Here is an 18,504-nt window from a genome sequence, read left to right on the forward strand (position 1 = left end):
ATGTTTAAAAAAATACTGGAACTGGCGCAGGGCATAGTGGGCGTAGCAGGCCTGGATGAGCATGCGCAGTTGAAAAAGGGCCTGCGCGGCCTGGCGCAGATATCGCCTGCGCTGTGGGAGCGCGCCTGCGAGTTTGTCTGCGAGGGAAGGCAGGAAAGCGTGCTGCTCGATTTGCCGGCGGCGGCGCCGCGCGGCGGTGACTTGCTGGGCAAGCCAGGGCGCCTGTACTCGCATTTTTATACCCATAACATGCATAACAAGGATGGCGCGCTGGCCAATGAAAGCCTGCGCCACCGCCACCAGTTTTATGCCCAGTCGGATGCGGCGGCGCTGGACGCGGCGCTGCTGGTCCGCCTGGGCAAGCTGCTGCAGGCCGCCGACGGGGGCGATTTGCTGGAGCGCACCGGCGCCGCGGTGCCGCAGTGGCTCGACTATCTGCTCGGCGATGCGCTGTTCGCCAGTTTTTCCGAGACCCGCGCGCAGGCGACCACGGTCAACCGGCGCGGCTGGGACGTGGCGCTGCTGGCGCGCCTGCTGGCCGCCGATGGCGAAGCGGAAGAAGGCGCGCTGCAACTGGTGTTCGAGCGGCGCGAATTGAGCGAGTACGTGCGCGATAACTGCCTGCAGCGCCTGCTGGCGCCGGGCGCGCTCGACGCTTACATGCTCGCGCATGCCGCGCAGGTGGAGCAGTTGCCGGCGCTGCTGTCGGCCAGCGGCAAGGCGCAGCTGGCCAGACGCCTGGGCGCCACGCCCGCGCTGGCCGAAGCCTTTGCCGCCGTGCTGGTGCGCCTGGCCGTCGACGGCGGCAAGAGCGTGCGGGCCGAAGCGGCACCCCATCTGGCGGCCATCCCGCAGGAACGCAGGATCGCCTTGCTGCAGCATTGCCTGTTGACGGGCAAGACGGACGAGCGGGTGCAGGCGGCCGAGTTGCTGGGCCGTGGCCTGGGCCCGCAGCAGGGGGCGCTGCTGGAACAGGCGCTGGCGCTGGAAACGAGCAAGCCGGTGCAGGCGGCCATCCGCAACGCCTTGTCGTGGCTGGGCGCGGCAAGCGATGCCGGCGCGGCGGAACAGCCCGTGCCGCCGTTGCCGCCCGTGCCGCCGGCGGCGCGCCTGGGCGACGCCGCGCTGCAACTGCTGCAGGCCAACCATGCGGCACTGCTGGAAAAGTACCGCGCCGAAGCACGGCAGGAGCGCGAAGACAACCAGCACGCCAAGCACAAGTACGAGTGGCATCAGGAGCGCCTGAAACGCTTTGAGGCGATCAAGCCTGCCTACATGGACGCGGCCATCCGCGTGTTCAATGGCGAGGCAGCGAAGGGCGAGGCGCAGCCCCTGAAAAACAACCAGATGCGCGAACCGGTCGAGTTGCAGGGCAAGCTGGCCGCCTTGCCGGAGTTCGGCGTGGCGCACATGGCGCGCTGGCTGCTGGCCACGCAGCGCAACAGTCTTTACTTCTGGCAAGATGACTTCTTCCAGCAATGGCTGGCGCGCCAGGACCTGGCCGCGTTCGACCTGCGCCTGCTGGCGCGCGCCATGCGCGAGGCCGGCGACGAGCATGACAGCGTGGCCATGCTCTGCCTGGCCAGCAACTGGTGGGGCGCCAAGCCGCAGCAGGTGCTGGCGGCGGACATGGTGTGGCCGCTGTTCGCGGAACGCCCCGAACTGATCGACCAGGGCCTGGGCTTGCGCGCCGTCGAAAGGCGCCAGGGCGTGCTGCCCGAGCTGGGTGCCACGCTGGAAGTGCTGGCCACCTTTCCGGTGCTGCCGCTGCAATGGCTGCCGCGCGTGATGGAGATTGCGCTGGGAGAAGGCAAGCAGCACCGCGCCAGCGCGCAGCAGGCGCTGGCCAGCTTGCCCGATATCGGCAAGCGCGTGGCCGAAGCGCTCGGTTCCGGCAAGCAGGACATGCGCATCGGCGCCGCGCGCTGGCTGGCCGACCTCGATTACCGCGCCGCCATCCCGGCGCTGTACCAGGCACTGGACAAGGAGACGCGCGAAACCGTGATCGCGGCGCTGCTGACGGCGCTGGAAAAACTGGGCGAAGACTTGAGCCCGCGCCTGTCGCCCGGAATACTGCTGGCGGCCGCGCGCAAAGGCCTGAAGGGCAAGGCGCCCGTCGGCCTGGCCTGGTTCGTCTTCGAAGCGCTGCCCGCCTGCCGCTGGCGCGATGGCACGCCTGTCGACGCCGACATCATCCGCTGGTGGGTGGTGCTGGCCTGTAAATTGAAGGAACCGGGCGGCAATGCCCTGCTGCTGCGCTATCTGGGCCTGCTCGACGACGCCGGCCGCGCCGCCCTGGGCGAGACGGTGCTGCGCCTGTTCATCACCGAGGATTTGCGCGGTCCCAGCCTGGAGGTGGCAACCGCCGAAGCGCAGGCGCGTGCGCCGCAGGCCTACCAGAGCTACCAGGATCTTGCCAGGCGCTATCCCGAGCATTATGCTATGGAAGGCAAGATGACCGAAGAGCAGGTATTCGATCAGATCCGCCGCAACAAGATGGCCGAGTACCTGGGCAGCGCCATCGGCGAGAAGGGCATCCTGGCGCTGGCTGCCCATACGCCTGGCCATGTGGCGGTCAGCCTGCTGCAAGCGTATATGCGCGACCATTACCCGCGCCGCGCGCAGATCGAAGCGATGCTCGACGGCCTGGCCGACGGCTACGACCCGGCCGTCATCCAGTTACTGCTGGGTATCGCGCGGCGCTACCGCACCGCTTCGGTGCAGGAAAAGGCGCGCCTGCTGGTCGAACGCATCGCCCAAGGCAAGGGCTGGAGCCAGGACCAGCTGGGCGACCGCACCATTCCTGCTGGCGGCTTTGACGACAGCGGCCGGCTCGAACTGTCGTATGGCGAGCGGGTCTTCCATGTGACCCTGGACGGCGCCATGAAGCCGCGCTTGCACAACGCGGACGGCAAGGAGATCAAGGCCTTGCCCGAGCCGCGCCAGGGCGAGTCTCCGGACATGGTCAAGGAGGCCAAACAGCAGCTGTCCGTGTGCAAGAAAGAACTCAAGCAGGTCATCGCCATGCAGACGGCGCGCCTGTACGAGGCCATGTGCGCGGGACGTGTCTGGCCGGCGCAGGAGTGGCGCGACTACCTGCTTGGCCATCCGATCGCGGGCCGCCTGGTGCAGGCGCTGGTGTGGATCAGGGAGGCCGACGCAGGCCGCACTTTGCTGCGCCCCAGCGATGATGGCAGCCTGCTCGACGCGGACGACGAGGAAGTCGCCCTGAACGAAGGCAGCCAGCTGCGCCTGGCGCACGCCTCGCTGCTGGATGCGGCGCAGATCGCCGCCTGGCAGCGTCATTTCAAGGATTACAAGGTCAAGCCCCTGTTCGAGCAGCTGGCGCACCAGTTGCCCGACGCCGCGCTGATGGCGGGCCGGCAGATCGCCGACCGCGAAGGCTGGGTGGGCGATACCTTCGGTCTGCGCGGCGCCTTCGGCAAACAAGGCTATCAGCGCGGCCCGGCCGAGGATGGCGGCGTCTTTACCGAGTATCACAAGGATTTTGCCAGCGCCGGCCTGCGCGCGGTGATCGAATTTTCCGGCAGCAGCCTGCCCGAGGAGCTGATGGCGGCCGCCCTGAAAACGCTGCAGTTCTATCCGCTGCCGCGCTCCTGGCGCGACGAGGCGGTGGCGCTGGCCGACGTGCCGCCGGTGCTGCTGGCCGAGACCTATGCCGATTATCTGGCGGTGTCGAAGGCGTGCAGCGGCTATGATGCGCAGTGGGAAAGTAAAATGCCGTGGTAAGGCAGGAGAGCAAAATGATGACTGAAAAAGATAACGACAGCCAGGTGGTGCGCCGCAGCGCGGAACAGCGCTATGCCAGCGAGCTGGAACGCTTGAAAGCTGCCGATGCCGATGCGCGGCCGGAGGGATGGCGGCTGTCGCCGCGCGCCGTGCGCCGGTTTATCCTTGGCGACGCGGCGCTGCAGGTGAGCCGCAAGTTCTATGGCGACGACCCGCTGGTCGACCGTGCCATCGTCACCCTGATGGGGCACCAGGGGCTGATGCTGGTGGGGGAGCCGGGCACGGCCAAGTCGCTGCTGTCCGAATTGCTGGCCGCGGCCATCAGCGGCGACTCCGCGCTGGCGATACAGGGAACGGCCGGCACCACCGAAGACCATATCAAGTATTCGTGGAACTATGCCTTGCTGCTGGCCGAAGGGCCGAGCCGGCGCGCGCTGGTGCCGTCGCCGCTGTACCAGGGCATGGAGGCGGGCAAGCTGGTGCGCTTTGAGGAAATCACGCGCTGCGCGCCCGAGATGCAGGATGTGCTCATTTCTCTGATGTCGGAAAAGCAGATGATGATCCCGGAACTGGGCGGCGACGCGCGCGTGCATGCGCGGCGCGGCTTCAACATCATCGCCAGCGCCAACTTGCGTGATCGCGGCGTGCATGAAATGTCGTCGGCGCTGAAGCGCCGCTTCAATTTCGAAACCGTCAAGCCGATCCGCGACCATGGTTTTGAAGTCGAGCTGGTGATGCAGCAGCTGCGGCGGGAGCTGGACGCCATCGGCGCCACCGTCGTTGTCGGGCGCGCGGTCGTCGAACTGCTGGTGACCACGTTCCAGGAACTGCGCGCCGGCCAGACCCGCGAAGGCACGGCCATCAAGACGCCGGAAGCGGTAATGTCGAGCGCCGAGGCGGTCAACCTGGTCTATGCGGCCTCGCTGGAGGCGCTGCATTTCGGCGACGGCACCTTGCGCCCGCGCGAACTGGCCAACCAGCTGCAGGGCGTGGTCCTGAAGGACAATGCCGACGATATCAAGCGCGTGCGCCATTATTTCGACACGGTGGTGCGCGAACGTGGCCGCCGCGACGATTTGTGGAAAAGCTTCGGCGATGCGGCCCGCCAGTTATGGCTGTAGCGCTGCCGGACTTGCCGGCCGGCGTGGCTGCCGCCCGCGCCAGGCTGTTCGAGCATGGCCTGTACTTTGCGCCGCTGCGCCATCATAGCCCGGCGTGCGCCTATGCATTGCAGGCGCTGCTGCGCGAGGTGCGCCCGGCCGCGGTGCTGATCGAGGGGCCGGAAAGCTTCACGGACATGCTGCCCCTGCTGCTGGACGAGCGCACGCGCCCGCCCGTGGCGCTGTTGTGCCAGACGCCGGCGGCAGGCAAGGAGGGCGCGCGCGCGCAATCGGCGTTTTTCCCGTTCTGCGATTACAGCCCCGAATGGGTGGCGCTGCGCGAGGGGGCGGCCATGCAGGCGCAACTGGCTTTCATCGACCTGCCGTGGCAGGCGCGCGCGGACAATCCAGACGCGCAGCCTGATGCCGAGGCGCGCAGCCTGATGGCCGAGCGCTACCTGGCCCACAGCGCTTATCTGAACGCCCTGGCCGCGCGGGCGGGCTGCCGCGACCAGGACGAACTGTGGGATCACCTGTTCGAGGCGCGCTCGCGCGCCGCGCTGGCGGACTGGCGCAGCTTGTTTGGCGACGTGTTTTCGTATTGCGCCATGGCCCGCCTCGATTACGAGCCGGCTGTGCTGGAAGCGGAAGGCAGCCTGCCGCGCGAGCGGCACATGGCGGCGCATATCGCCCGCTGGCGCAAGCAGGTAGACGGCCCCGTGGTGGTGGTCACTGGCGGCTTTCATACGAGCGCGCTGATCGAGCTGCTGGACGCCGGACTCACGCCCGCCAAGCCAGCCGCTGCCGCGGCCAGCTGGCTGATACGCTACAGCTTCGAACGGCTCGACGCCTTGAACGGCTACGGCGCAGGCATGCCGTCGCCCGCCTACTATCAGGCCGTATGGGATGCCTTGCAGTCGTCGGCGGACGTCGATCACCAGCTTGCCGTCGCCGTGGACCAGTTGACCAGGCTGGCCCAGCACAGTCGTGCGCGTGGCTTGCACGAGCGTATCTCCACGGCGGAAGTGCAGGCGGCCATGCTGCAGGCGGCCAGGCTTGCGGCCTTGCGCGGCCATGCGGGGCCGGGACGCCAGGACGTGCTTGACGCCATGCGCTCCTGCTTTGTCAAGGGCGCCGTCGACGACGGCACGCAAGGCTTGTTTGACGACGTGCGGCGCCAGATGACGGGCAGCCGGCTGGGCGACGTGCCGCCGTCTGCCGGCTCGCCGCCGTTGGTGGCCGATGCGCGCGCGGCCGCGCGTCGTCATGGCCTGCGCCTGGATGACGGCGACCAGCGGCTGGCGCGGCTGGATTTGTACCGCAAGGAGCGTCACCGCCGGCGCAGCCGGTTTTTTCATCTGATGCAGTATCTCGATACGGGCCTGGCGCGCTGGCAGGGCGGCCCGGATTTCATGGCCGGCAGCCGGCTGGAATTGCTGTTCGAGGAATGGACGTATGCGTGGACACCGCTGGTCGAAGCGCGCCTGATCGAACTGGCGGCCGATGGCGCTACCCTGGCCGAGGTGGCGCTGGCGCGGCTGCTGCGCGAAGAGCAGGCGCTGGGCGCCGCGGGCCGGGCCCGTTCGGCCGGCAGCGCCGCGGCCCTGCTGGTGCGCGCCTGCCTGGTGGGATTGCATGCGCGTCTGCCCGGCTTGCTGGACCTGTTGTCGCGCCATCTCGATGAGGATGCCGATTTTGCTTCCGTCATCGCCTGCGGCCATGCGCTGGTGACCCTGTGGCGCGCGCGCGAGCCGCTGGACGTGCGCGAGCATCCCGGCGTGCTGGCGCTGATGCGGCGTGTCTGGCCAGCCGCGCTGTTCCTGCTGCCTGGGCTGGCTGACACGGCGATGGACGGGGAAAGCGCGCAAGTGGCGCAGTTGCTGGCTTTGCGCGAATTTGGCCGCGCCGCGTGCAGCGCCTTGCCGGCCGGAGAGGCAGGCCTGGCCTTCGAGGCTGGCGATCTGCACCAGCGCCTGCGGGCCCTGACGGCCACGCGTGGCTGCGCGCCCGGTATCTGCGGCGCTGCCGCCGCGCTGCTATTTCTCGATGGCGCCTGGGGTGAACAGGATGTATCGCGTTTGCTGGAACAGCGCTTCGGCGTCGGCGCCACGCCGCAGGACGCCGTGCGTTTCCTGTCGGGGCTGATGGCTGCCGCACCTGAACTGCTGTTGACGCAGCCGGGACTGCTGCGCAGCTTCAATTCCCTGGTCGGCAGCTGGGACGAGGCCAGCTTCATCCACTATTTGCCCGATTTGCGCCTCGCCTTCACGGGCCTGAAACCGCAGGAGACGAGCGACCTGGCCGAGGCGCTGGCGCTGCTGAACGGCGCTGCGCCGGACGCCTTGCAGGCGCAATTGCATTACGACGTCAGCGAAGGCGAGATGCTGGCGGGCGGCCGCCTGAACGCGGCGCTGGCCGCCTGCCTGGAGCGCGATGCGCTGTCTGGCTGGCTGAATCTTTCATCGGAGAAGCCGCATGGCTGAAAATCTGCCTAATCAGGAGTTGCTGCGCCGCTGGCGCCTGATGCTCGGGCGCTACGCGCAGCCGCTGCAGGGCGAGGACTGGTCCGCCAACGATGGCAAGCTCGATGCCAGCCTCGATTACCTGTATGGCCGCGAGTATGAGCGCAAGGGCATGTTGCGTGCCGGCGGTGGCGGTTCGCTGGATCCCAGCCAGCTGCGCGCCATCGACTGGCTGGCGCAGGCGCGCAAGCTGTTTCCGCAGGATGTGTACGAGCGCGTCCAGGGGCATGCGATCGAGCGCTATGAACTGAGCGGCTTGCTGCGCGACCCGGCCGTGCTGGCCAGCATGGAACCGAATCAGGCGCTGGCGCGCGCCCTGATCGGCATGCGCGGGCGGCTCGGCGCGGAGATGCACGATGCGGTGCGCGCGGTGATACGGCGCGTGGTCGGGGAAATCACCGAGCGCCTGCGCAAGGATTTCGTCAATGCGGTGGTGGGGCGGCGCAACCGCTTTCGCCGCACGCAGATGAAGAGCGCGCAGAACTTCGACTGGCGCGCGACCATTGCCGCCAACCTGAAACACTATGATACGGCCAGTCGCCGCTTGCTGATCGCGCGGCCCGCCTTCAATGCGCGCGTCAAGCGCAGCCTGCCGTGGGACGTCATCCTGTGCGTCGACCAGAGCGCTTCGATGATGGATTCGGTGATCTATGCGGCCGTGGTGGCCGGCATCCTGTCCGGCCTGCCGGCCGTCAATGTGCGGCTGGTGGTGTTCGATACCAGCGTGGTGGACCTGACGCACCTGGCCGCCGACCCGGTCGAGGTGCTGCTGACGGTGCAGCTGGGCGGCGGCACGAATATCGGCCGCGCGGTGCAGTATTGCGAGCAGCTGGTGCGCCATCCGCAGCGCACGGTGCTGGCCCTGATCAGCGATTTCGAGGAGGGCGCTCCGCCGGGGCCGCTGCTGGCGGCGCTCAAGCGCATGGCCGAGTCGCGCGTCACCCTGCTGGGCCTGGCGGCGCTCGACGAGCGCGCGCAGCCTGTGTATGACCATGGCATGGCGCAGCGCCTGGCGGATCAGGGCATGCACGTGGCGGCCTTGACGCCGCAGCACTTTGCGGAATGGCTGGCCGGGGTGATGGGATGAGCTGGCACGCCGTATACCGCAGCTTCGACGACGACAGCCTGGCGACGCTGGCCAACGCTGGCCTGTTGCGCCGCGCCCTGAAAGATATCGAGGCAGGCAAGGTGGGCTGGCAGGGCGACGCTGGCGGCGCCCTGCTTGCCGATGGCCAGCGGGTGCTGCTCGATGCGGGCGGGCCGCGGAAGGGCCGTTGCGATTGTCCTGCGCCCGGCATGTGCAAGCATATCCTGGCCGCTGCCGTATGGCTGCGGGAACTGCCGCAAGACAGTCTCCAGGATGTGCCGCCGGCCAGCGTGCAGGAAGAAGTGCTGGCCCTCGACAGCGCCGCCGTCTGCCAGCAGGCGGGCAAGCCTGCGGTGCGCCAGGCGCTGGCCTGGCTGGCGGAAGGCGATCAGGCGGACGTCACCATCGTCAACGCCAGGCTGCGGATCGAGCTGCCCTTGTTAAAGCTGGACTGCAGCTATCTGCGCGGCGCCGGCGTGGACGCCATGGTATCCGATACGCCGGCCGCCCTGCGCAAGGCCTTGCACCTGTATGCGCTGGCCTGCGTCTGGCGCAAGCATGGCCAGGAGTTTGCCTGGCCGGCAGGCCTGGCGACGGCGCCCGCCGCCCCGGCGCCGGGGTTGAGTACGTCCGAACTGGTGTTCCTGGCCCAGGTACGGCGGCTGCTTGGTGAGCTGTATGACAATGGCTTGTCGCATGCCAGCGCGATTGCCGCCGGCCAGCTGCGCGCGCTGACCATGTCGGCGCGCGGCGAAAACCTGCCCCGTCTTGCCGCCATGTTGCGTGGCCTGGGCGGAACGCTGGACTTGCTCGTGCGCCGCGATTACCAGGCCAGCGAGCGCCAGGCATTTGCAGAGATGGCGGCCATTTGTGCCTTGTGCGCGGCGCTCGAACACGCGCCTGGTCCGCTATTGCCGCGCTTGCGCGGGCAGGCGCGGCGCAGCTTTGACACGGCCGGTGACGCGCCCCTTGAGCTGCTGCCGCTGGGCGCGTATTGGTGGGAAACACGCGGCGGCGCGCGCGGTCTGACCTTGTCGTTCTGGCAGCATGGCGCGGCAGGCGAGGGACGGATCGTGCAGGCGGTGCTGGCGCGGCCCGACGCCAGCGACCGCTCGTTTACGCGCGACTCGGCATGGGATGCGACCAGCCTGTGGACTGGCGCCGGCAGCGCCCGGCACATTTGCGAGGCGAGCTGGCAACTGGCAGGCGCGTCTTGTGCCGACGATGGGCGGCTCTCCCTGGACAGCCAGGCACGGGCCAGCGCAGCGCCGCTGTGGCCGCTCGACGATGCGCGCTGGCAGCGTCTGGGCTTTGACGACTGGACGGCGCTGGCCGCCTTCATGAGTGGCAACGTCGGCCTGACGCCAGATCCCATCGATTGCGTGGTGCTGCGTCCGGCGGCCGTGGCGCGGCCGCAGCTCGACGAAGTGGGCCAGCGGCTCGATTGGCAAGTGTTCGACACTGGCGGCGCCGTCCTGGGCTTGCAGATTCCGGCACTGCCGGCGCTGCGGCCGCGCATCACGCGGCTGCAGGCGGCAGTGACGGAAGGTACCGATATCCGGGCCGTGCTGGCCAGCCGTGCGCGTGACGAGTCAGGCGGCTGGCAACCGGTGGCGCTGCTCATCGCCAAGAATGGCAAGCTGCGCGTGGTGTCGCTCGATTTCGAGATCGACGCGGGCAAGCTGCCGTCGGCGCTGGCGCGGTTTTTCAAGAGTTTGGGAGGCGCCAGCCTGGCACCGTCGCTGCCGCAACAAACGTCGGCGGCAGCGCGGGTGCTGGCCCAGGTGCTCGACCTTCTCGCACTGCAGGCGCGTAGCGGGCGGCCGCGCCTGGAAACCGAGCTGGCCGGCGAACTGGCGCAGCACGGCGCCACCTTGCGCGCGCTGGGCCTGGACTTGCCGGCCGGCTTGCTGGCGGCCTACGTCAGCGCGCCGCGCGCGCCTGAAGCCTTGCGCCTGGCGTATGTCTGTACGACGTGCATCGCGCTGGAGGCGGCAGGGTAGGCGCGGCTTGCCGTCACGGCTGCTGCGCCTGCAGGGCGGCCAGCTCGGCCCTGGCCTTTTCCAGCTTGCCTTCCAGCTTGGCGATCTTCTTCGGCTCCTTGTTCGCTTCCTGGGCCAGGCGCAGCGAACGCTCCGTCTGGTTCACCTTGGCCTGCGCCTTCAGCACCTTCTTGTTATGGCGCTCGACCAGCGCGTTGTCGCGGCAGTGGGCGTTGACTTCGTCGAGCGCGCGCGTCAGGCCCGCGACCTTGTCGTTCAGTCCCTGTTCCTGCGCCTGCTGCAATTCGCTGCGGATGCTTTCGCGCTTGGCGGCGCAGCCGGCCAGCTGGGTGTCTGCGGCGCTGGCACCCACGCAGGCGGCGAGCAGCAGGGTCAAGGCGGTTGTGGTGAGGCGGTTCATGGCATTCCTGTGTCAGTGGTGAGCTTGTGCAATGTAAGCCTGCCGGCCTGACCTGTCAAACTTCGCCTGCCGTGCGCGCCAGTCTGGCATGGCATCGGCTACCATGCGTGTTTTCTTCTTTCCGACGCCGCCGCATGCCCAAGAAATTACTGTTGCTGATCCCTTTGCTATTGCCGCTGCCTGTCCTGGCGCAAACCTCGCCCACCTTGCTCGATCTGCAGTTGATCGCCGTCAAGGCAAGGGCCGATGCGACCAGCCATAGCCCGGAAAGCATGGCCGAATTTGCCGAGACCCGGCGTGCGGCCGAAGCGGGCGACGTGGAGGCGCAGCTGGAACTGGCGCGCATGCTGCAGCTGGGCGTCGGCGCGCCGCAAGACACGGCGCTATCGATGGCCTGGGTGCGCAAGTCGGCCGAAGGCGGCTATGCGCCGGCACAATCGGCTTTGGGGCTGGCCTACACGGTGGGCGGCAAGGTGCCCGTCGACCGCGTGCAGGGGCAATATTGGCTGCGCAAGGGCGTGGCGCAGGGCGACGCGCTGGCGCAAACCATCCTGGCGCTGGAATTCATCGATGGCAGCAGCAGTGCCGAAGAACAGGCGCTGGCCATCACATGGCTGAAGAAGGCCGCGCTCGAAGAACACTTTATCCCAGCTTACAACGCGCTCGGCGAACACCTGATGCGCGCAGCCGCCGACGAGCAGGATCGCGGCGAGGCCTTCCGCTGGTATGACAGATCGGCGCGTGAAAAGCAGCCGGCCGGCATGCGCAACCTGGCCCGCGCGCACGAGCTTGGCCTGGGCGTGGCACAGTCGGACAAGCTGGCCCTGGTCTGGTACGAGCGGGCGGCATGGAGCGGCGACTTGCCCGCCATGCGGCGCATGCTCGACGTGTATGTCAAGGGCGAACTGGGACAGCAGGCAAATGCCGAAGACGCCGCCGAATGGCGCGCCAAACTGGCGGAAAGGGAGAAGAAATGAAGACCATCGTAGTGTTATTGACCCTTGCGCTGGCCCAGCCAGTGCTGGCGCAGCAGGAATCCAGCAAAGAACCGCGCCAGCATCCGGCGCTGGCCGAATTCGACATGTCCGGCCTCGATGCCATGCGCGCGACGGTGCAGGCCGTGATCGACCGTCCGGCAGACCTGTCGCCGGAAAAAATCGCCGCCTACGACAAGACGCGCCGCGCCGCGGAAAAGGGCGATGCGGCGGCCCAGCTGGGACTGGCGCAGATGCTGCACCAAGGCGAGGGGACGCCGCGCGACTTTGACGCCGGCCTGGCGTGGATGCGCAAATCGGCCGAAGGCGGCCATGGCCCGGCGCAGGCATTCCTGGGCGTCGCCTATACGCTGGGCCAGGGCGTGGCTGTCGACCGCACGCTGGGCGAATACTGGTCGCGCAAGGGCGCCGCGCAAGGCGTGGAACTGGCCAACTTCACGGTGGCCATGCACTTTGAGAACATCCACAGCAGCGCGGAAGAACAGGCGCACGCGCTGCACTGGCTGAAGTTTTACGCCGAAAACGGCTTTATTCCCGCCTACAATGAAATCGGCTACCGCCTGATGAAGACGGCGCACGATGACGCGCAGCGCAGGGAAGCGTTCGGCTGGTACATGCGGGCGGCCAAGGCGCTCGATCCGCCCGGCTTGAACAATGTCGCCTATTCCTATGAAGTGGGGCAGGGCGTGCCGCAGAGCGACGAGGCGGCGCTGGGCTGGTATGAAATGGCGGCCATCGCGAAAAGCCCGCCGGGCCAGACGGGTTTCGCGCGCCTGCTGGAGCAGGGCCGCGGCGGCCCCACGCGGCAAGGAGCGGCACCCAAGCCCCTCGCGTTATATCTGCTGGCGGCGAAACAGGGCGACCTGGAGGCCATCGAACGGCTGGTCAGGGTGTACGATCAGGGCGAGCTGGGACAGGCGGCCGACCAGGCCAAGGCGGCGCTGTGGCGCGAAAAACGCAAGCCGGCCAGGACGCCCTAAGTGGATGAGACGGGGCGGAAACGGCATGCTATCATCATTGTTATCGATAACAATATCATGAGAGACCCATGAATCCCGATTTCCGCTCCAGGCAGATGCTCGAAGGGCATATCCTGCACACGATGCACTTTTATCACCCGCGCGCCATCGATGCGAGCGGCGGCTTTTATCACTTCTTCCTCGACGACGGCACCGTCTACGACGCTGCCACGCGCCACCTGGTCAGCAGCACGCGCTTCATCTTCAATTACGCCATGGCCTACCGCCATTTCGGCGATGACGATTATCAGGCGGCCCTGCGCCATGGCGTGGCCTTTTTGCGCGAGGCGCACCGCGACCCGGCCACGGGCGGCTATGCCTGGCAGCTGAAGTGGCAGGACGGCGCCAAAACGGTGGAAGACGGCGCCAACCACTGCTATGGCCTGGCCTTCGTGCTGCTCGCCTATGCACACGCCCTGCAGGCGGGCATGGCGGAAGCGCGCGCCTATCTGGACGAAACGTTTGAGTTGATGGAGCGGCGTTTCTGGCTGCCCGAACACGGCCTGTACGCGGACGTGGCCAGCGCCGATTGGTCCACGCTGGACGGCTACCGGGGCCAGAACGCCAATATGCACGCGTGCGAAGCCATGCTGGCCGCGTTCGAGGCGACGGGCGAAGCGCGCTACCTGCACCGCGCCGAAACGCTGGCGCACAACATCACGGTGCGCCAGGCGGGCCTGGCCAACGGCATGATCTGGGAACACTACAAGAGCGACTGGGCTATCGACTGGGATTACAACCTGCACGACAAGAGCAATATCTTCCGCCCCTGGGGCTACCAGCCCGGCCACTTCACGGAATGGGCGAAGCTGCTCCTGATCATGGAGCGCCACGCCCGCTTCATGGCCGGTCCGTCCGGCTGGCTGCTGCCGCGCGCGCGCGAACTGTACGACACGGCGCTGGCCAGGGCCTGGGATGGCGCGCATGGCGGCATCCACTACGGTTTCGGTCCGCAGGACGAGATTTGCGACGGCGACAAATACTTCTGGGTGCAGGCGGAAAGCTTCGCCGCCGCCGCCGTGCTGGCCACGCGCACGGGCGACGACGCCTATTGGCGCAGCTACGACAAGATATGGGACTATAGCTGGAAGCACTTCGTCGACCACGAGCACGGCGCCTGGTACCGTATTTTGACGCCCGACAATCAGAAAATCAGCAAGGAGAAAAGCCCCGCCGGCAAGGTCGATTACCACACCATGGGCGCCTGCTATGAAGTGCTGAACGTGCTCAAAGGTGCCGCATGAGCGCCGCTTTCCCTTCCTTTGTGTCGGCCGGCGAGGCGCTGACGGACATGCTGCGCACGGGCGCGGACGCCTGGAGCAGCCAGGTGGGCGGCTCGACCTGGAACGTGGCGCGCGTGATGGCGCGCCTGGGCGTGCCCAGCGCCTTTGCGGGCGCAATCAGCCGCGACGTTTTCGGCGACGCGCTGGCCGCCGCCACGGAAGCGGCGGGCCTGGACATGCGTTTTTTGCAGCGTTATGCGAAGTCGCCGCTGCTGGCCATCGTGCACGAACTGCATCCGCCCAGCTATTATTTCATCGGCGACGACAGCGCCGACCTGCATTTCGACGCGGCGCAACTGCCTGCCGGCTGGATGCAGGACGTGCAGTGGGTGCATTTCGGCGGCATCAGCCTGGCGCGCGAACCGCTGGCGGGCAAGCTGGTGGCGCTGGCGCAGGAACTCAAGGCCGCTGGCGTGAAGATCAGCTATGACCCGAATTTTCGCGTCATGATGGACGAGCGCTACGACGCCACCCTGCGCTGCATGACGGCGCTGGCCGACGTGGTGAAAGTGTCGGACGAGGATCTGGCGGGCCTGTTCCGCCACGGCGACATCGATGGTGCGTTTGCCACGCTGCGCGGCTGGAATCGGCACGCCACCTATTTGTATACGCGTGGCGCGCAGGGCGCCGCCCTGTACCGGGGCGAGCAGGTCTGGCAAGCGGCGCCGCCGCAGATCGAGGTGATCGATTCGGTGGGCGCGGGCGACGCCAGCATCGGCGGCTTGCTGTACAGCCTGATATACCGGCCCGATGCGGACGGCGGCGAGCACTTGCGCTTTGCCGTCGCGGCCGGGGCGGGCGCCTGCCTGGCGGCCGGCGGTTCGCCGCCGTCGGTGGAGCTGGTGGAATCGCTGGCGCAGCGCACGGTGGTGCGCTAAGGGCAGGTCAGCGGGGGCCGCATGCCCCCGTCGACGCCCGCGCCATCAAGGTAAACGCCATCAGGTGATGCGTGGCGGGCGCCGCTTCCCCGGCGCGGCGCTGGCGGATTTCGTCGATGACGAGCTTGACGGCGGCGCGCGCCATGTCGGCGATGGGCTGGTGGATGGTGCTCAGCTCGGGCCAGACGGTGGTGGCGACGGGCGTGTCGTCGAAGCCGCACACGCTCAGTTCCGCCGGCACCTGCAGGCCCATGCCGTGCGCCACGGCCAGGGTGGCGGCCGCCATGTCGTCATTGCTGGCGAAGATGGCGCTGGGGTACGGCTTTTGCGCCAGCAGCCGGCGCGCCGCGTCCAGTCCCGAACGATACGTAAAATAGCCTTGCGCCACGCGCTGCGGCGGCACTTGCACGCCCGCTTCGCGCATGGCGTCCTCGAAGGCCTGGCGGCGCAGCAGGGCGGGCGTGTGCGCCGGATCGCCCTCGATGAAAGCAATGTCGCGGTGGCCCAGCGCGAGCAGGTGGCGCGTCATGGCCAGCGCGCCTTCGTAATCGTCGATGCGCACGGCCGAGACGCCGGGCGAGGGCCGCGCCGTGGCCACGGCGATGGCGGGTATGCCCATGTTGTTCAATTGCGCCAGCACTTCGGGCGAGTCGCACAGGGGCGGCGGCACGAGGATGCCGTCGACGCCGGCCGCCACCAGGCAGTCGATGGCGCTGCGCTGGCTGGCCAGATCGCCGCAGCGCTCGAGCAGCAGCTGGCCGCTGCCCTGGCGGCACTGGTCCATGGCGCCAACCAAAAATTCGCTGAGGAAGGCCGCGCTGGGATTGCTGTACAGCAATCCGATGCGCAGGGTGCCCGTGCGGGCGGCCCGCGCGGCCAGGTTGGGCTGGTAGCGCAGGGCGGCAATCGCCGACTCGACCTTGTCGCGCGTGGCCGCGCTGACGCTGGCGCGCCCGTTGATGACGCGCGACACCGTCATGGCCGACACGCCGGCCAGGCGCGCCACATCGTGCACGGTGGCGCCGCTGGCGGTATCAAGGGCGGCGGGCGCCGCCTTATTCGAGGTGGCCACCGAATTTCAGCTTGCCGCTGATGCGCATGCCGTGCAATTGCCCCTCTTCCAGCTGGGCGGCGCTGGTGCGCTGCGCCGTGTCGCGCCGCGCCAGTCCCACCGACAGGATATCGAGCATCATCAGCTGCAGCAAACGCACGATCATCGGCACGAAATTGAGGTTGCCTTCCGGGTGGTTCAGGGTCAGCAGCACGTCGGCCAGCTTGGCCAGCGGCGAGCCGCTGGCCGTGATCGCCAGCACGCGCGCGCCGCAGGCCTGCGCCACCTTGACGGTGCGCAGCAGCTCGGGCAGGGCGCCGGAGCGCGAAATGACCAGCGCCACGTCGCCCGGCTTGAGCATGGCGGCGCTCATTTCCTGCGCCTGCGGATCGGTGAAGAAGCTGCTGACGATGCCCAGGTTGAGCAGTTTCTGCTGCATGTCGTCGGCCACCACGCGGGCGCTGCCGACAGCGAGCAATTCCACGCGCTGCGCGCCGCGCAGCAGCTCGATGGCGGCCGTCAGCGCCTTCACGTCGAGCATGTCGCGCAGGGCCAGCGCGGCCGAGGCGTTATTGCCCAGCACCTTGCGCGCCAGCTCGGCGTCGGAGTCGGAAATCTCCACGTGGCAGTGGGCTACGGTGATGGCGCCACCCGTCAGGCCGGAAGCGAGCTTCAGCTTGAAGTCGGCCAGGCCCTGCACGCCGATCGAGCGGCAAAAGCGCATCACGGTGGGCTGGCTGACGCCGACGCGCTGGGCGATTTCGGCGATCGGCAGGGTGAGCATGGCGTTCGGCTCCTTCAGCACCCAGTCGGCCACCTTGCATTCGGAAGGGCTCATGCGGCCGCGCGCCTGGCGCACGGATTCGAGCACGGGCGCGCCGGAATGGGCGCGCTTGAGCTTTTGCGCCAGGATGGCGGCGATGCCCAGAAAAGTGGGCAGTTCGGCCGTGATCAAAAAGGTGGGAATCTGCGCCAGGTATTCGTTCAGGCGGCCCTTTTGCTCGAAGCGGGCGCGGAACTGCGACTGTTCGAACAAAGGGCCCAGGCGCGGCACGATGCCGCCGCCGATATAGATGCCGCCCAGCGCACCGAGCGTCATGGCCACGTTGCCGGCGATGGAGCCGAGGATGGCGCAGAAGCAGTCGACCGCTTCCAGGCACACGTCGCATTCATTGTTCAGGGCGCGGCTGGTGATGTCGGCCGCCAGCAGCGGCGGCGCATCCATCACGCCGGCGCGCTCGGACAGGGCGCGGTAGATCAGTTCCAGCCCGCGTCCGGAGGCAAGACGCTCGGCCGAGACGTGCGACAGTTCGCGCCAGGCGAAGGACAGCACGTCCATCTCGCGCTGGTCGCAGGGGGCGAAGCTGACATGGCCCCCTTCGCTGCCCAGCGCGATCCAGCGGTCTTCGGCCGGGATCATGCCCGACACGCCCAGGCCCGTGCCCGAACCGAGCAGGCCGATGACGCTGTCGGCGCGCGCCATGCCGCCGCCGATCTGCTGGCGCTGGTCCGGCCGCAGGTAGGGCAGGGCCATGGCCAGCGCCGTGAAGTCGTTTACCACCAGAAGCGTATCGAGGCCCAGGGCTTCGCGCATGGCCTCGATCGAGAAGAACCAGTGGTGGTTCATCATGCGGATATTGTCGTCGTCGATGGGATTGGCGATGGCGATGGCCGCATGGCGCACGCGCGCCGAACCGGCGGCGCGCGCGTCGGCGCTGTCCATGTAGGCGCGGATGGCGTCGAGCAGCGAGGCGTAGTCGTCGCAGGGCAGCACGGCCACCGCTTCCAGGTGGCCCTGGCGCGTCTCGAGCACGAAGCGGGCATTGGTGCCGCCGATGTCGGCCAGCAGGCGCGGTCCGTCGCTGAAGCGCTCCGCCGGGTCGCTGCCTGCTACTTCCATTTTTTCATCAATTTTCATGGCGGTGCTTTATCTCGTATGCGTGCGCGGTCGTGGCGGCGCACTGTCGTTATGGGCAAAAACCAAGGATTTTAATTCGTATACGTCCTGCGTGCCGAAAAATGCAACTCCGCCTTGCGGATGCTCATGCATCAGGTCAAAAGCGGACACATCACCATGAAAAGCGGTGGCTTGAAACGGCAAATAAGAGCGCCAATAAAGTGTCGCAGACTAGTCGTAGGATTACAACATAATATGTTGATATTTGTTCGTAGTATAGTTACTATGTCCCTGCTGGAAAGAATTCTGGCCAGTACATTCGGCCACGAATGACTAGATAAAAAATAACTACTGAGGAGACTTACCATGCTGCATCGCAACATGTTGAAGGCTGTGTTGAAAGCACTGCCAGCTGCCATCGTCGTAGCCATCGCCAGCGGTTCCGCCGCAGCCGGCCCCATGTACCCTGGCGACGCGGAAGGCTTCCACGGCTACCTGCGCGCCGGCGCCGGCAGCACC

General features: G+C 67.5%; 12 protein-coding genes. 9 read left to right on the forward strand and 3 right to left on the reverse strand.

What is annotated here, in order from left to right; translation table 11 throughout:
* The 5 genes from AC07VI_RS18190 to AC07VI_RS18210 are packed head-to-tail and all read left to right on the forward strand — an operon-like array spanning position 1 to position 10,462.
* Positions 1-3,750 carry a DUF4132 domain-containing protein gene (locus AC07VI_RS18190; protein WP_492993634.1) on the forward strand — a complete coding sequence of 1,250 codons (3,750 nt, stop codon included), beginning with the start codon at positions 1-3 and terminating at the stop codon, positions 3,748-3,750.
* 14 nt (positions 3,751-3,764) lie between these two features.
* Entirely contained in the window at positions 3,765-4,871 is a 1,107-nt protein-coding gene (locus AC07VI_RS18195; protein ID WP_086147190.1) for an AAA family ATPase, read from the forward strand.
* A complete protein-coding gene (locus AC07VI_RS18200) occupies positions 4,862-7,333 on the forward strand; it encodes a DUF5682 family protein (protein WP_086147189.1) in 2,472 nt (823 codons plus the stop codon). The genes AC07VI_RS18195 and AC07VI_RS18200 overlap by 10 nt, the downstream gene beginning before the upstream one ends.
* A complete protein-coding gene (locus tag AC07VI_RS18205; protein ID WP_172404832.1) occupies positions 7,326-8,459 on the forward strand; it encodes a VWA domain-containing protein in 1,134 nt (377 codons plus the stop codon). The genes AC07VI_RS18200 and AC07VI_RS18205 overlap by 8 nt, the downstream gene beginning before the upstream one ends.
* Entirely contained in the window at positions 8,456-10,462 is a 2,007-nt protein-coding gene (locus AC07VI_RS18210) for a YehQ family protein (RefSeq protein WP_492993637.1), read from the forward strand. Before AC07VI_RS18205 ends, AC07VI_RS18210 begins: the two co-directional genes overlap by 4 nt.
* 13 nt (positions 10,463-10,475) lie before the next feature.
* On the opposite strand, the gene AC07VI_RS18215 is transcribed toward AC07VI_RS18210, so the two are convergent.
* The gene (locus AC07VI_RS18215; RefSeq protein ID WP_086147187.1) at positions 10,476-10,862 is read right to left on the reverse strand and encodes a DUF1090 family protein; all 387 of its coding nucleotides are present in this window, start codon (positions 10,860-10,862) and stop codon (positions 10,476-10,478) included.
* A 134-nt stretch (positions 10,863-10,996) separates the two neighbouring features.
* On the opposite strand from AC07VI_RS18215, the gene AC07VI_RS18220 reads away from it, so the two are divergent.
* From AC07VI_RS18220 to AC07VI_RS18235, 4 genes are all read left to right on the forward strand, one after another.
* Positions 10,997-11,839 (forward strand): tetratricopeptide repeat protein, encoded by an 843-nt coding sequence (locus tag AC07VI_RS18220; RefSeq protein WP_086147186.1) that lies wholly within the window; start codon positions 10,997-10,999, stop codon positions 11,837-11,839.
* Positions 11,836-12,837: a tetratricopeptide repeat protein gene (locus AC07VI_RS18225; RefSeq protein WP_492993639.1), complete on the forward strand. Its 1,002-nt coding sequence runs from the start codon at positions 11,836-11,838 to the stop codon at positions 12,835-12,837. Before AC07VI_RS18220 ends, AC07VI_RS18225 begins: the two co-directional genes overlap by 4 nt.
* A gap of 68 nt (positions 12,838-12,905) precedes the next feature.
* Positions 12,906-14,120: an AGE family epimerase/isomerase gene (locus tag AC07VI_RS18230; RefSeq protein ID WP_099375742.1), complete on the forward strand. Its 1,215-nt coding sequence runs from the start codon at positions 12,906-12,908 to the stop codon at positions 14,118-14,120.
* Positions 14,117-15,037 carry a carbohydrate kinase family protein gene (locus AC07VI_RS18235; RefSeq protein WP_086147183.1) on the forward strand — a complete coding sequence of 307 codons (921 nt, stop codon included), beginning with the start codon at positions 14,117-14,119 and terminating at the stop codon, positions 15,035-15,037. Before AC07VI_RS18230 ends, AC07VI_RS18235 begins: the two co-directional genes overlap by 4 nt.
* Positions 15,038-15,044: 7 nt before the next feature.
* Here AC07VI_RS18235 and AC07VI_RS18240 read toward each other — a convergent pair whose 3' ends face one another.
* The gene (locus AC07VI_RS18240) at positions 15,045-16,109 is read right to left on the reverse strand and encodes a LacI family DNA-binding transcriptional regulator (RefSeq protein WP_099375743.1); all 1,065 of its coding nucleotides are present in this window, start codon (positions 16,107-16,109) and stop codon (positions 15,045-15,047) included.
* On the reverse strand, positions 16,093-18,006 hold the full coding sequence (locus tag AC07VI_RS18245; RefSeq protein ID WP_099375744.1) for a glucokinase: 1,914 nt from the start codon (positions 18,004-18,006) through the stop codon (positions 16,093-16,095). The genes AC07VI_RS18240 and AC07VI_RS18245 overlap by 17 nt, the downstream gene beginning before the upstream one ends.
* Positions 18,007-18,504 lie beyond the last annotated feature (498 nt).

It is taken from the genome of Janthinobacterium sp. GW821-FHT03A03, assembly GCF_059421435.1.

Excerpts from the sequence above, each read along its gene's own strand:
- AC07VI_RS18190 (WP_492993634.1), top strand. The coding sequence starts at position 1 with ATGTTTAAAAAAATACTGGAACTGGCGCAGGGCATAGTGGGCGTAGCA.
- AC07VI_RS18195 (WP_086147190.1), top strand. The coding sequence starts at position 3,765 with ATGATGACTGAAAAAGATAACGACAGCCAGGTGGTGCGCCGCAGCGCG.
- AC07VI_RS18200 (WP_086147189.1), top strand. The coding sequence starts at position 4,862 with ATGGCTGTAGCGCTGCCGGACTTGCCGGCCGGCGTGGCTGCCGCCCGC.
- AC07VI_RS18205 (WP_172404832.1), top strand. The coding sequence starts at position 7,326 with ATGGCTGAAAATCTGCCTAATCAGGAGTTGCTGCGCCGCTGGCGCCTG.
- AC07VI_RS18210 (WP_492993637.1), top strand. The coding sequence starts at position 8,456 with ATGAGCTGGCACGCCGTATACCGCAGCTTCGACGACGACAGCCTGGCG.
- AC07VI_RS18215 (WP_086147187.1), bottom strand. The coding sequence starts at position 10,862 with ATGAACCGCCTCACCACAACCGCCTTGACCCTGCTGCTCGCCGCCTGC.
- AC07VI_RS18220 (WP_086147186.1), top strand. The coding sequence starts at position 10,997 with ATGCCCAAGAAATTACTGTTGCTGATCCCTTTGCTATTGCCGCTGCCT.
- AC07VI_RS18225 (WP_492993639.1), top strand. The coding sequence starts at position 11,836 with ATGAAGACCATCGTAGTGTTATTGACCCTTGCGCTGGCCCAGCCAGTG.
- AC07VI_RS18230 (WP_099375742.1), top strand. The coding sequence starts at position 12,906 with ATGAATCCCGATTTCCGCTCCAGGCAGATGCTCGAAGGGCATATCCTG.
- AC07VI_RS18235 (WP_086147183.1), top strand. The coding sequence starts at position 14,117 with ATGAGCGCCGCTTTCCCTTCCTTTGTGTCGGCCGGCGAGGCGCTGACG.
- AC07VI_RS18245 (WP_099375744.1), bottom strand. The coding sequence starts at position 18,006 with ATGAAAATTGATGAAAAAATGGAAGTAGCAGGCAGCGACCCGGCGGAG.